Origin of the sequence: Tenebrionibacter intestinalis, from assembly GCF_016632365.1 — a bacterium.
In the GTDB taxonomy this organism is placed as follows: Bacteria; Pseudomonadota; Gammaproteobacteria; order Enterobacterales; family Enterobacteriaceae; genus Tenebrionibacter; species Tenebrionibacter intestinalis.
Window position 1 is genome coordinate 1 of the sequence record NZ_JAEPBH010000001.1, and the last position, 13,378, is coordinate 13,378.

General features: G+C 51.8%; 14 protein-coding genes and 2 pseudogenes. 10 read left to right on the forward strand and 6 right to left on the reverse strand.

Features of this window, described 5'->3' with window-relative positions:
- Positions 1–278 precede the first annotated feature (278 nt).
- A pseudogene (locus JJB97_RS18675) lies at positions 279–484 on the reverse strand (sulfite exporter TauE/SafE family protein); the annotation flags it as partial.
- Here JJB97_RS18675 and JJB97_RS00010 point away from each other — a divergent pair.
- From JJB97_RS00010 to dgcQ, 8 genes are all read left to right on the forward strand, one after another.
- Positions 435–623 carry a hypothetical protein gene (locus JJB97_RS00010; RefSeq protein ID WP_238711731.1) on the forward strand — a complete coding sequence of 63 codons (189 nt, stop codon included), beginning with the start codon at positions 435–437 and terminating at the stop codon, positions 621–623. The pseudogene JJB97_RS18675 and the gene JJB97_RS00010 overlap by 50 nt on opposite strands.
- 322 nt (positions 624–945) lie before the next feature.
- The gene (locus JJB97_RS00015) at positions 946–1,134 is read left to right on the forward strand and encodes a YdiH family protein (RefSeq protein ID WP_238711732.1); all 189 of its coding nucleotides are present in this window, start codon (positions 946–948) and stop codon (positions 1,132–1,134) included.
- Positions 1,135–1,380: 246 nt separating this feature from the next.
- Positions 1,381–1,554 (forward strand): GhoT/OrtT family toxin, encoded by a 174-nt coding sequence (locus JJB97_RS00020; protein ID WP_238711733.1) that lies wholly within the window; start codon positions 1,381–1,383, stop codon positions 1,552–1,554.
- Positions 1,555–2,030: 476 nt separating this feature from the next.
- Positions 2,031–3,452: a DNA cytosine methyltransferase gene (locus JJB97_RS00025; protein WP_238711734.1), complete on the forward strand. Its 1,422-nt coding sequence runs from the start codon at positions 2,031–2,033 to the stop codon at positions 3,450–3,452.
- Positions 3,452–3,934 (forward strand): very short patch repair endonuclease, encoded by a 483-nt coding sequence (locus JJB97_RS00030; protein ID WP_238711735.1) that lies wholly within the window; start codon positions 3,452–3,454, stop codon positions 3,932–3,934. The genes JJB97_RS00025 and JJB97_RS00030 overlap by 1 nt, the downstream gene beginning before the upstream one ends.
- Before the next feature lie 440 nt (positions 3,935–4,374).
- Complete coding sequence (locus tag JJB97_RS00035) at positions 4,375–5,307, forward strand: DUF808 family protein (protein WP_238711927.1); 933 nt, start codon at positions 4,375–4,377, stop codon at positions 5,305–5,307.
- Positions 5,308–5,401: 94 nt separating this feature from the next.
- Positions 5,402–5,581, forward strand: coding sequence for a YodC family protein (locus tag JJB97_RS00040; protein ID WP_238711736.1), 180 nt, complete (start codon positions 5,402–5,404; stop codon positions 5,579–5,581).
- A 239-nt stretch (positions 5,582–5,820) separates the two neighbouring features.
- Positions 5,821–7,485: a cellulose biosynthesis regulator diguanylate cyclase DgcQ gene (gene dgcQ / locus JJB97_RS00045; protein ID WP_238711737.1), complete on the forward strand. Its 1,665-nt coding sequence runs from the start codon at positions 5,821–5,823 to the stop codon at positions 7,483–7,485.
- A gap of 341 nt (positions 7,486–7,826) precedes the next feature.
- Here the strand turns inward: dgcQ and yodD are convergent, their stop codons facing one another.
- On the reverse strand, positions 7,827–8,060 hold the full coding sequence (yodD, locus tag JJB97_RS00050; protein WP_238711738.1) for a YodD family peroxide/acid resistance protein: 234 nt from the start codon (positions 8,058–8,060) through the stop codon (positions 7,827–7,829).
- Positions 8,061–8,225: 165 nt separating this feature from the next.
- On the opposite strand from yodD, the gene dsrB reads away from it, so the two are divergent.
- Positions 8,226–8,414 carry a protein DsrB gene (gene dsrB / locus JJB97_RS00055; RefSeq protein ID WP_238711739.1) on the forward strand — a complete coding sequence of 63 codons (189 nt, stop codon included), beginning with the start codon at positions 8,226–8,228 and terminating at the stop codon, positions 8,412–8,414.
- A gap of 167 nt (positions 8,415–8,581) precedes the next feature.
- Here dsrB and JJB97_RS18680 read toward each other — a convergent pair.
- The 3 genes and pseudogenes from JJB97_RS18680 to yedE form a co-directional block, all read right to left on the reverse strand.
- Positions 8,582–8,937 (reverse strand): annotated as a pseudogene (locus JJB97_RS18680) (LuxR C-terminal-related transcriptional regulator); the annotation flags it as partial.
- 751 nt (positions 8,938–9,688) lie between these two features.
- Positions 9,689–9,922, reverse strand: coding sequence for a sulfurtransferase-like selenium metabolism protein YedF (gene yedF, locus JJB97_RS00060; RefSeq protein ID WP_238711740.1), 234 nt, complete (start codon positions 9,920–9,922; stop codon positions 9,689–9,691).
- On the reverse strand, positions 9,919–11,133 hold the full coding sequence (gene yedE, locus JJB97_RS00065) for a selenium metabolism membrane protein YedE/FdhT (protein ID WP_238711741.1): 1,215 nt from the start codon (positions 11,131–11,133) through the stop codon (positions 9,919–9,921). The genes yedF and yedE overlap by 4 nt, the downstream gene beginning before the upstream one ends.
- Positions 11,134–11,314: 181 nt before the next feature.
- Here yedE and yedD point away from each other — a divergent pair, with 181 nt between their 5' ends.
- A complete protein-coding gene (gene yedD, locus JJB97_RS00070) occupies positions 11,315–11,824 on the forward strand; it encodes a lipoprotein YedD (RefSeq protein WP_238711742.1) in 510 nt (169 codons plus the stop codon).
- Positions 11,825–11,834: 10 nt separating this feature from the next.
- Here yedD and amyA read toward each other — a convergent pair whose 3' ends face one another.
- Complete coding sequence (gene amyA, locus JJB97_RS00075; RefSeq protein WP_238711743.1) at positions 11,835–13,322, reverse strand: alpha-amylase; 1,488 nt, start codon at positions 13,320–13,322, stop codon at positions 11,835–11,837.
- Positions 13,323–13,378 lie beyond the last annotated feature (56 nt).

Here is a 13,378-nt window from a genome sequence, read left to right on the forward strand (position 1 = left end):
TCCCTCAAAGTGATCTACTATTCCGCGCAGCTATTTAGAGATAAGACATACTGAGGTTCGTATAGCGTGGCTGCTAAATCGGTGCTTTTGCTGCTTTTTCTTCTGCGCGAATGGCGGCTATTTTTCCCAAAATATAATCTTCAATATCAGCAGCAATCCAAAAACAGGCGGCAGGGCGCTTAACGCTGTAATATCGGTTGCGTCTTTAATCAGCATTGCGTCGGATGCAAACAATAGCAGGAAAGCGATTATGTGAAATACCTTTACTGGAATACAGTAATAATAAACGCGCCCAGGCCAATCTTCATCATATGGTCGGGCATGTAAGCCTGGGCGTATAAACCAACGGGGATACCGGCAAAAGAAAACAGAATCATACCACCGCCGATTTCCAGTTCTTTTCTTTGCGTGACAGCCATGTAGCATAAATCGCCGTGGCCGTACCGACCATTACCGACATCGGCGCCGCTATTTTTAACGCCAGCTTAGCCCAGACAGGGAATAATCAACAGCAAATTGGCTATTCGGCGGCGCGCTATCTGATTGATACCGGCTGCGCTGAGGTGGCTTATTACCACAAAGAAGGAAAAACTCCGTTTTTTCCTTCTTTGTCAACAAACTGAACACCGCATTATTTTGGGGGTCATCCAGAGTGTGGCTGAAACGTTGCGCGTCTGCCTTTTTGCTGGCGTGAGCATGGTTTACAGGGCTGCTGGCAGACCGATATTCTCTGTTTTTTATATCGTATCAGGTGTGCGGTGTTCAGCACTTTTTACCAGACGGCCAGGGGACTTTCCTTATGGCAACGATATTTATTCTTCGCTTTACACGCCTTTTAATAACGCGCGGTGTGGTTTTACAAGGGGAGTTATCAGGAATGGCTATTTTTTGCACATTTAAGGTGTGTTAATATTGTACACTCTTTCATCCGATCCCTGAGGAATTATGGACACTGATTTAACCGCCACCCGCCTTGCTTTTGAATTTTTACGCCGTGAAAAAGAGTCGCTTACCCCTGCCCAGTTTCTCACCCGGGTGCGCCAGTTGCGTCTGGAATTTGAAGACCTGATGGAGCTGACTTCTTCTGAGTTGATAGAAGAGATCTCTTTCGCTTATCGCCTGGGTATTCATTAATTTCTGTTTTCGCTCTGCATGCCAGGCTTTTTGTTCGTTACCGCATCTCAGAAGATGTTTCATCAGACAGGGCGAAGACATTAGGCTTAGCAAAGCAGGCGCGCCCGGTTTTTTCGATTTATTTTTAATCGTTAAAGATGCGGCGTTTCGTGTATTTTTCATCGTGTCCGTTGGCACTTACACCATTTGATAAAAATCACAAAATGCCGCATAGTGCCGCCTTCGTTAACCTTACCGCCGTTTTCCATGACGCTTTATCAACATATGCTGGTTTTTTATGCGGCGATGGCCGCTATTTCTGCCGTCATCACCTTTTTTCTTGCCCGGGATCGGCTGAGCATAAAATTGTTAAGCGCGGCGTTGATTGGGGCAACCTGGCCTGTGAGTTTTCCCGTTGCTTTGTTGTTCGCTCTGTTTTAATGGGGCTGAACTCGTATGTGGCGTGGCTTTTTCATCGCTTCGGCTGCCGCGGCTATTTCATTTTGACCATTTAACATGCATCAACCTTCCCCCGCAGCGAATGCGGACTAAAGGCGTGCCGGCCTGCGCCGCTGCCTGCTTTGGCAGGGCAGATTACGCTTAACTGAAGCGAATAAAGCGCGCGGCAGGCGTTCGTTGCAAACGCCATACATCAAGAAATTGCCTCGGGTTTGATAGCCACAAAGCGCGTAAGTCTCCATGTTGCTCGGTATGGATACTTTCGCCGCGCCGCCTTGCGGTTGGTATCAGGGAAGCCTGGGCGCATGCGGAACGCTGTAAGTTTAACAATGTAAAAACATAAGAGGCTTAAATCCTGCTCCCAGGCGTGTTTATGCGCTACAGACTACAGGGCGGCGCGTTCTCTCACCGGTAAAACGATGGTAGAGTTTGGGCAAATTATTCCAGGGGAAGCGATAATGGAACAACCCGATTTCACATACGGGAGGCGGATACCTGCAGCACACCAGGCAGAAGAAGCGGTTGCGCAGGATAAAGAACGCGCGCTGGCTGAGCAGGTATTACAGATTTATGATGTAAAGACCGTCGTTGAAAAACTCAACGCCGCAGGCGGCGACTGGAGCCGTGAATCTTTTCGGCGCTGGTATGAAGGTAAATCGGCGCGCCGCAGTCTTATTGAGCGTGAGAAGGTTATTCTGCAGGCGCTCTTGCCGCCACCGCCTGCGCATCACGGCCGTTACGCCTTTCGTTTTATCGATCTTTTCGCTGGTATCGGCGGTATTCGCCACGGTTTTGAGGCTATCGGCGGGCAGTGCGTTTTTACCAGCGAATGGAATAAGCATGCGGTACGCACTTATAAAGCGAACTGGTACTGCGACCCCCGGGCGCACCGCTTTAATGAAGATATTCGCGACGTCACGCTCAGCCATCGCCCGGAAATTAACGACGAGCAGGCAAGTGAGCATATCCGGGCGCAGATACCGCAGCATGATGTGCTGCTGGCGGGCTTTCCATGCCAGCCTTTTTCTCTGGCGGGCGTTTCCAAAAAAAACGCGCTGGGCCGCGCTCACGGGTTCGCCTGTGAAACGCAGGGAACGCTCTTTTTCGATGTAGCGCGCATTATCTCCGCCCGGCGCCCGGCTATTTTTGTACTGGAGAATGTTAAGAACCTCAAAAGCCATGATAAGGGAAATACGTTTCGCATTATCATGCAGACGCTGGATGCGCTGGGTTATGACGTGGCCGATGCCGATATTAACGGGCCGGACGACCCAAAAATTATCGATGGACGTTATTTTCTGCCGCAGCATCGCGAGCGTATTGTGCTGGTAGGCTTTCGTCGTGATACGGGGCTTAGCCGAGGGTTTACGCTGCGTGAACTGCCCGCATATTATCCGGCGCGTCGCCCGACCTTCGGTGAACTGCTGGAAGACAGGGCGCCGGAAAAGTACATTCTGTCCCCGATGCTGTGGCGTTATCTTTATCAGTACGCCAAAAAGCATCAGCAGAAGGGCAACGGTTTTGGTTTTGGCATGGTCGATCCGACTAACCCGGGCAGCGTGGCGCGCACGCTTTCTGCTCGCTATTACAAAGATGGCGCGGAAATTTTGGTCGATCGCGGTTGGGATAAAGCGCTGGGCGAGCGCGATTTTGACAACGCAGCTAATCAACAGCATCGCCCGCGGCGTCTGACGCCGCGCGAGTGTGCCAGGCTTATGGGGTTTGAAGCGCCGGGAAGCGCTGATTTTCGTATCCCGGTATCAGATACCCAGGCCTACCGCCAGTTTGGCAACTCGGTAGTGGTGCCAGCGTTCGCGGCCGTGGCGCAACTGCTGCAAAGCCGGATTTTACAGGCCGTGGAGCAGCGTGGAGAAACCTGATGGCAGACGTTCACAGCAGGGCCGTGCGAAGTAAAAATATGCGAGCTATCGCCACGCGTGATACCGCCATTGAGCAGCGGCTGGCTGCGCTGCTGGCGGAACGGGAAATACCGTTTCGCACGCAGGATGCCTCGCTTGCCGGAAAGCCCGATTTTGTGCTGGATGACTGGCGCTGCATTATCTTCACGCACGGCTGTTTCTGGCATCATCATAACTGCTACCTTTTCAAAGCGCCCGCCACCCGCACGGCGTTCTGGATGGAAAAAATTGACGGCAATGTGGCGCGCGATCGCCGGGATATTACGCGTTTGCTGGCGGAAGGATGGCGTGTGATGGTGGTGTGGGAATGCGCCCTGCGCGGGCGCGAAAAGTTGAGTGACGACCGCCTTTTTGAGCGCCTGGAAGAGTGGATTTGCAGCGGTGGCGCGTGGGCGGAAATCGACGCGCGTGGTATTCACGTTTCCCGGGCGACGGAGCCGTAATTATTTCCTGTCTTTGCTGCGTTTACTTACCAAAGAGATGGCAAACCGAACTGCAAAAATAGCGATAGCGGCGCCAGCTATTTATTTGTGCCCGAACGCGCTGCGCGCGCTCGCCGCTCAGCCGTAAAATCATCCCGGCGCTCATCGTCTCAATCGCCTCCGCTTACCGTGCCGTCGCGATGTCGAAAAGACATACGTATGTTCTGCAACGGCGGCGAGCTTTCCCGGCCGGGATGGCGCAAACCAGGCAGAGCGTTGGATGCTATGCAGCGTAAACAGCGCGCCTGCGCCCGAAACGCATATACCTTACCGGGTAACAGGACACTGTAAACGCGTGTGGCGTATGAAGTCTGCGCCAGTAAAGCCGTTTATTTTCCATGCGCGCGTTGTTGGTTTCCGCTACCTTACTTTTGCTTCATACTTAGCGGGAATTTAACAAAATAGAAAGGAAGGTTATTTTGGCCGGAAGTAGTTTATTAACGCTGCTTGATGATATCGCCACGCTGCTGGACGATATCTCTGTTATGGGAAAACTGGCGGCGAAAAAGACGGCGGGCGTATTGGGAGACGACCTCTCGCTTAACGCGCAGCAGGTTAGCGGCGTACGTGCTAACCGTGAGCTGCCGGTTGTGTGGGGGGTGGCGAAAGGATCGTTTGTCAATAAACTGATCCTGGTGCCGCTGGCGCTTATTATCAGCGCGTTTGCGCCCTGGGCTATTACGCCGCTGTTGATGATTGGCGGCGCGTTTTTGTGCTTTGAAGGTGCAGAAAAAGTGTTGCACAGCTTTCAGGCGCGCGGCAAAAAACACGATCCCGAGGCGCGCCAACAGCGGCTGGAAGCGATTGCCACGCACGATCCGAAGACGTTTGAGCGAGATAAAATTAAAGGCGCTGTGCGTACCGACTTTATTTTGTCGGCGGAAATTGTGGCCATTACGCTGGGGATTGTGGCTGATGCGCCGCTGCTCAACCAGGTGCTTATTCTTTCCGGTATCGCCATTCTGGTTACGATAGGCGTCTATGGCCTGGTGGGGGTGATAGTCCGGCTGGATGATATGGGCTATTGGCTTGTCGAGCGTACCTCGTCGCTGTCGCGAGCGTTGGGTAAAGCGCTGCTGGCGACGGCGCCGTGGCTGATGAAAGCGCTGTCCGTGCTCGGTACCATTGCGATGTTTTTAGTCGGGGGCGGTATTGTGGTACACGGTATCGCGCCGCTTGGCCACGCCGTTGAAAACCTGGCAGCCCAGAGTGGCGCGTTGATGGCGCCGGTGTTGCTCGTGCTCATAAATCTTGCGTTGGGGTTAATTATAGGCGGTATAGTCGTATTGATTGTGAACGGCATTAACAGCCTGCGCGGTAAAGCGGCGCATTAAACGTTAGCGAAATACCTGCAATGGTCCGGGCAAACGCCGTTTTTCCTGGCTACTCTTAGAGGTTATTAACCTCTGAATAACAGGAGACGGCAAAATGCGTTTTACTATTGGTGATGAGGTCAGGCACACAAACGGCGCTCAGCGCATGATTGTTACCGGCGTTGCCAGCGGCATGGTTGAGTGCCGCTGGTACGACGGCTATACCGTGCAGCGCGAGGCGTTTCGTGAAGATGAATTATACCCTGCGGGTTGCGCAGCAGAGGTTCAGGCGTAACGCCTGGGGTTTTTTATCAAGTCGGCATGGATTTACATGCTGGTTTTTTGCATAAAGGTGGTGTTAATGATGGGTTGATGGTGGTTTTATGGTTTGTTACTCCTGATTTTATTAATAATAAAGCATTTTATTGGGGATGAAGCGTAAAAATCTGGCAGAATAGCAGCGTTACATAAGCGTTTCCTGCCACAGTAATAGCGTCTTCGCCAGAGTGTTCTTAAATATCAGGGAGGGGGGTCGTGTCTACGGACCGAAACCAGCAACAAACAGGTATTATCAAAAAACCGCGTAGAGTCGTTAATATTTGCTTTATTGTGGTATTTCTCTGCTCCACGCTTTTAACATGGCGCGAAATGGTCGTGCTGGAAAATGCGTACATAGCCTCACAGCGCAATGTGCTGGGGAATCTTGCCACATCGCTGGATCGTCACCTCCAGCACAGCATTGATAACCTTTTTTTTTACCGCAATACCATGCGTTATGCATTGCAGTATCCTATTTCAACCGATAAATCACGCCAGGCCATTACGGAATTTAACAATAAACGCGGGCTGACGCACTGGCAAATTCGCCTTGATACGGACCGCAGTATGCCGATAAACGGCGTATCTGACACAATGGTCGAGAGTGATTCGCTGCTAATACGCGACGAGGCTACTCTCTATAATGAGTTGAGCGCGGCGCTGGAGCTCAGCTACATTCTACAGTTGTCGGACACCCGCAAAACGCTTCAGTTTCGTACTTATTATGTATCGCGTGCGGGTTACTTCATTTCCAGTATGCTCTCCCCCAACAGTGACGCCCTGATTAGTCGATACTATCGCCATATTTCACGATCTTACTTTACGCACCATGACAAAAGGCAAAATCACGGGCGCGGCGTGCGCTGGGAACACAGTAGCGATCCGAGTCGAGGTGGTGAAGAGGTGATAACCGCCAGCGTGCCGCTGGATTATAATAACCGCTGGTATGGCGTGCTGGCGATGGACTTTACCATCGCGGCTATGAATAAATTCCTCGTGAGTGTGCTGCCGGAGGAGGAGGAAGGGGCCATTATTCTTTATGACAAAAAATTTAATGTCATTACCGCTACCCGGCCCGATGAGGATAAGCCCCTGTTCACGCCGGGCCAACTGGCGCAAATTGCGCAGGGAATGGAGAAAGGCAACACTGGCGAAATCAGATTTAACAGTAATTTCGTAACATGGAGCAAGCTTAACGCCTTTGACGGCGTATTGATAAAAACGCACACGCTGGATGAAACGGTTCGCGGTGAATTTGGGCGTATCAGTATTGTGCTGGCGCTGTTATGGCTGCTGTTTACCCTGATGCTGCTTGGTTCATGGATAGTTATTCACCGCCTGGTGAATAATATGATGTCGCTTCAGTCCCGCCTGGCCTGGCGTGCGAATTACGATACCCTGACCCGCCTGTATAATCGCGGCGCATTCTTTGAGCAGGCGCAGGCGCTGGCGGCGCGGTGTAAACTGCACGATCAGCCAATTTCCGTTATTCAGTTCGATCTGGATTATTTCAAAAGCATCAACGATCGCTTTGGTCATGACGCCGGCGACAGAGTACTAAGCCATGTGGCAGGCATTATCAGCCATGCCCTGCGCGGAGAAGATATAGCAGGCCGCGTTGGCGGTGAAGAGTTCTGCGTGGTGCTGCCTGGCGCCACGCTCGCTCAGGCTGGAGACGTTGCCGAGCGCGTGCGTGAGCGCTTTAATCATAAAGAGTTGCTTATCCGTAACGGCACCACGCTGCATATCAGCGCGTCATTCGGCGTTAGCGCATCCCGGGAAGACAACGGCTACGATTTTGAGTGTTTGCAAACTATTGCCGACAGACGTTTGTATAAAGCGAAGCAGAGCGGCCGTAACCGCGTCTGTACCCGCGGTTAATGCTTTCGCGTCTGCGTAGCGGCCTAATCCTTAGCGGAAATCGGGTAAGCTGCGTTATACCAACGCAGACCGAACTGAAGCTCTGACGCCAGGCTCGGGCAGTGGGAAGACTACGTAAAATCAACATGTCAGCAATACTTATTATATTCATAGTATGTATATATATAACTAAATGTATTTTTTTTATAAATATAAAGCTTGTTTTGTAAAACCTTTGCGGATATGTTTAACGTTCATCAGATTTCCCTGATGTAGCGAATCATTAAGTGCTTCTTGCTTCAGGCAAGCTTACATCCCGGCCTTGCGCCGGGATGCTTTTTGTGGCTGATACCTGAAAAAATCTATCGGTTGATCTCTGATACGCTGAAGTCGTGAATGTCCAGTTCAAATGCCTCTGCCAGCGCGTCCCAACTGCCAAACGTTCTTCCGTTCACCCTGACCTGATCGGGATTATCCACGTTATCCGGAAAGTACACTTCGTGTTCCGCGATTTCACTGATGGCCGCCAGCAGCGCATCCACATCTACGCCAACTTCGTGATGTACTGTTTCGCTGTGCGCTTTTCCTGTTGTCATCGTTGCCTCCACCCAGATTTGAGCCCGATAATAAGTATAGACGCTGCCGCCTGGCGCAATATGCGACGCTTGCGCGCTGGCAGGGATGAACAACTTAAGCCATACCTTTACAATGCAATGCTGTTGCTCCGGTCAGCGGGGCGGAGAAACAAAAGAGGTTGACGTATGAAGGTGAGCGATAAAGTAACGGTAAAAACGGATGGTGGCCCGCGTCGTTCTGGCGTGGTGCTGGCCGTGGAGCCATTCAGCGAGGGTACCATGTACCTGGTTTCCCTTGAGGATTATCCTCTGGGGATCTGGTTTTTTAATGAAACGGGCCATGCGGACGGGATATTCGTTGAGAAGGCGCAGTAGGGGCGTGACGCGCGTCTCAGGCCGGGGACGCGCCGGGTCGTTTTACTTATCGCTGGCGCGGCGCCCGCAGAGCAACCCCGCCCACGACACGTCGCAGAAGCGGGTAAACGCCTGTACCCGAGTCCCGGCCGGCCCCCGGGGTTAGCGACTGCAGGCAAAGCCCGGCGTTACCCGCGCATATTGACATAAATTCCGGCGGTGACGTTATCCTTAAGCCGTGCAACGTGGTAAATTACCTGTCTGTTATGCGTTTTTATTTTCTTTTTACTATTACCTTTATGGGATGATCCTGTTTAGGCTTTAATTTCCATCTGGGTATAAATTTGTACGGTATCCTGCCCCGACATCCTCAGTCTTAACTTTATCGATTCCGTTCGGCTTAACGATAGCGTGGATGAATTAGTGCATGAGCGCCGTTGCCCGGCCTGCGATAAAAAGTTTACGGAATATTATCAAGGTCTGCTGGTTTTAAATTTTTTGAACTGAACAACAGTTTTTTAATGACAAGTAAGGAATGTTGGTATTAGGCGTGGAAACAATGAATAAAGTTTTTTTGGGGGGGGGGAATTGCCTGTTTAATGTGCTGGCTTTGTTGAGCGACATAAATACATTAAACCGCATTAATAAACACCCCGTGTGGCGGCTCAATAACATAAGTATGTGGCAGTTAATTCTTTAATTTTATAGGATAATATGCCGCTTACGTACACCGCGCTAAGCAAGTAGACCGTTAACACGGGCCGGGTATAGCTGGCTACATAAGGCCATAATTATTATTAATATAGCTTGCCCTCACTAAAACTATAATCCGCTAAAAAATATGGAGAAAATATTTTAATGCGGCACCGGGGGTTATGCTTTCTCTGTTAATTTCAGAAGAAATATAATGATCCTGTGCTAAAAATTGTATTCAGGCGCTAAACGCTATCCCGTATTTCGCAGTATATTTTATCGGGAGTTTCTTAAGATGCCGTAAATATGTTATGGGTTTGCATGGATGATAAATTCTGCTGCTTATCAGATATAAATTGTCAGTGATAACTTTCTGTAATTAGAAAAAGCTTTGTCAGGGTAATAAAGAGAAGGAGGGGCAAAATAACCGGATAGTTATTCACGTTTAATAATTTGCAGGAGTATGTGTCAATAAAACAATTTAAAGCTTATCTGATTTTCTGTACGACTTGCTCTGAGAATGGGGGATAAGAAACGCGCCGGGTTACTGTTTGCCGTCCGGGGACGTACGGCAAACAGGCGTTATGGCTATGCTATCGCCTTTAACGTTGGATTAGGTAGCGAATCGTCGGGCCGTCCTGCTGGATATCCAGCACGGTATAGCCGTGGCTGCGGGCATCCAGTGGTATTGCATTGATTGACTGCGGACAGTCGCTAATTACTTCCAGTATTTCGCCTTTTTTCAGTTGCGGCATTGCCTCCAGCGTGGCGACGGCGGGGTAGGGACAAGGCTCGCCCGTCATGTTCAGGCGATAATCAGGAACAACGTCTTTCATGTGTTCTCCTCGGACGTTTGAGCGGCGGGGGCGGGGGCGCGGCGAAAAAAGCGTTTCTCCTGGACAATTATGAGCGCCAGGGCGAACAACAGCAGCAGGTACGTGACCAACAGACCGCCGAACGGGCCGAACGTATTCAGTAGGTTGATTTTATCCCAGCGGGTGGCAAGCGTCGGTGAGAGCGCATCCCAGTAATAGGCCAGAATGGTTGCCCCGATGATGTTACCCAGCCCGACCCACCAGTAATGTACCTGACCTTCCACGGCGCGGTACATCCAGCCGGTTTCACAGCCGCCCGCCAGCACAATGCCGAAGCCAAACAGCAGGCCGCCGATAACCGCATTCGGGCCTGCCCACATAATTTTAGGCTCTGCGCCAAGCTGTACGTAGCTGAAGATGCCGATAGCGCTTACCGCCATGCCAAAGAGGATGGCTTTAGCCATATGGGTGCGACCGGTTATCCACATATCGCGAAATGCCGAAGTAAAGCAGATCTGCGCGCGCTCAATCAGCAGACCAAAACCTATGCCGAAAAGCATCGCCAGGCCGAGTTTGGGCTGCTTCATTGCCGTGAGTACGCTCCAGCCGAGCATCCCCCAAAAAACCAGCATGCCAAGACGAAAACGGCGGCGGGCGCGATTAGGCTGCGCGCGAAGCGCAGTAGCTGTAAAGGTTTTTTGCAGTTTCACCGGAACGCGAAACAGAGGCAGCAGCGTAAATCGTGCGCCGGCCCAGGAGCCGATAGCGGTTGCGATGGCGAAAAACCAGGCGTGTAGTGAAAACTGCGGAATGCCGGTAAAAAACGCGGCCAGGTTACAGCCCATTGCCAGACGCGCGCCGAAACCGGCAATAATGCCGCCCAGTACGGCCTGAAAGATACGAATACGGTGCTGAGGCAGACGAATTTTAACGTTATTGGCCCACAGTGCGGCGGCGAAGCAGCCGCCGAACATACCGATGATCATCATGCCGTCAACGCGCGTCAGCGGCGAACCGTCGAGATGGATCAGCCTGAAATAGCCCCAGGTTTCGGTATGTACGCCGAAAAGTTGCAGCAACTGTCCGCCCCAGCGGGTAAATTCACCGGTAACGGCCCAGAATGTGCCGGTAATACCAAAGTAATAAGTAGAAAGGATCCCGGCGGCGATAACCGCGGGCAGCGGGGCCCAGAATTTAATCAGGAACTGCTGTTTAAAAGTTTGCCAGGTCATGGGGTAGCCTCTGAACTCAGAAGAACTATAAGTAGGGCGTGGATCATACGCTGACGCAGCGGGAAAAAAAGTGAAAATTAATTAAAAGCAGGTTGCGATCAATTTTTCCGCTCGGCGATGCGGGTTGGCAGGGGTTATGTTTTAGTGTCACAATTCTTTTTTCTTTGCGTCAGGACGAATCATGAAAAAAGTGCTTATGGTACTCGTGCTGCTTGGGCTGAGCGGCTGTGTGCAGGTTGATAAATATAGCGAAGTGGTGAAAATGCCTGCGCCGCCCGGGCTGGCGGGTTACTGGCAGACGCAGGGGCCGCAGAATAAACTGGTTAGCCCGCAGGCGATCGCCAGCTTGATCGTTACGCCGCAAGGCGACACGCTAGACTGTCGGCAGTGGCAGCGGGTGATTGCGCTGCCTGGTAAACTGATGGCGCGCGGCGCGCGCGAATACAACGTAACGGTAAAACGAGAAGTGTATGCGCTTGAGCGCGACGCAGACACATTAAAATACGCCGGCATGACGCTTGAGCGCGTGGCGCGCCCGACGGCAGAGTGCGCGGCATGGCTTGAGAAGCACCCGCTTCAGGCGGCGGCAACGAACAGTAGCGCAGCCGGCGGCGCGGCAGTGGTGGGAACGGATGGGCCGCCTGCGCAAAATAGCCCTGAGCGCAAACCAGTCGCCACTCAGGGGCCTTAACGACTATTGTTTACAGCGTTTCTTCAATCACCCACACGCTAACGCTACCTCCGTTACAGGTAAAGACGCCGCTGCCCCGATCGTCGGTTATCACGATATCTTCACGATGGCCGAGAAAATCCCGCCAGCGTTTGCTGGCGTAATTCTCCCCCAGTTCGAGCGTTTTTTCGCCGTCGTCGCCGTTTGAAAGCACGACCACACAGCCAGGCTCTTCTTCGGTGCCGCTGCGACTAAAAGCGATACAGTTGGAATGATCAAAGAATAATGTCTGTATACCGTGCGCATAGCGCTGGCGCGCCTGAAGCAGCAGCGGCAGCTCTTTAATTGGCGCTATTTCAACAGGCCAGACGTTGCCGTCGTCGCCGGTATCTTCATAGCGCGCGCCGTATAAATCCGGATAGAATATGGACGGTACGCCGTTTTCCCGCAGCAGGATGAGCGCATAGGCTAGCGGCTTAAACCACGCTTCGACCGGCGCCTCCAGCGCCTGCAGCGGCTGAGTGTCGTGGTTGGCGACCAGCGTTACCGCGTGGAATGGGTCGGCTTCGACCAGCGTGCCGTCAAAGATTTGGCGTAGATCGTAGTCGCGCCCCTGCTTTGATGCGTGATGGAAGTTATCCTGAAGCGGAGCATCAAACAGCATGGTTTTTCCTTCCACCTGTTCAATGTAATTCTGTAGCGCGTCCACCTCCGGGGACCAGTACTCAGCCACGATAAAAAGCGGCTTTGGCGCAACTTCCTGCACGTGATCAATCCACAGGCGGTAAAACCATGCCGGGATATGCTTGACTGCATCGAGTCGAAAGCCATCACAGTGGGTTTCATTGAGGATCCAGCGCGCCCAGTATTTCAATTCTTCGGTTACCGCCTGGTTGCGAAAATCAATATTACTGCCCATCAGGTAATCGAAATTGCCTTTCTCTTCGTCAACCTCGTCGTTCCAGCCTTCGCCGCTGTAATCGTTAATAATTTTGAATATACCGTTTTCTTCAGGATTTTCTATATGGTCAATCCCGCTAAAGCAGCGAAAATCCCAGATGAATTTTGAGTATTTTCCCTGACGCGCCGGGAAGGTATAGCGGGTCCATGCTTCGCATTCGAAGGCTGCTTCGTCTAGTTCGTTACGGTTTTCAGGATTGACGCGCATAACCTGCATGCTTTCTTTTTCATCTGCGCCCATTTTGTGGTTCATTACTACGTCCATCAAAACGGCGATGTCCTGCTGATGCAGCGCCTCTATCGCCGCCAGCAGTTGCGTTTTGTCGCCATATTTCGTTGCGACGGCGCCTTTCTGGTCAAATTCTCCCAAATCGAAGAGATCGTAGGTGTCATAGCCTACCGAAAAGCCGCCTGCGCTGCCTTTATAGGCTGGCGGCAACCAGACCATATTGATGCCCATTTCCCGTAGCGAAGGCGCGCGTTCAGCCACTTCCGGCCACAGCTTGCCATCGCCGGGATAATACCAGTGAAAATATTGCACTATAGTGGGATTCTTCATACTCCGTTTTCCTTATCTGCCCGTCGAATGACTTCAGGAGTATGGAAGAAAAATGG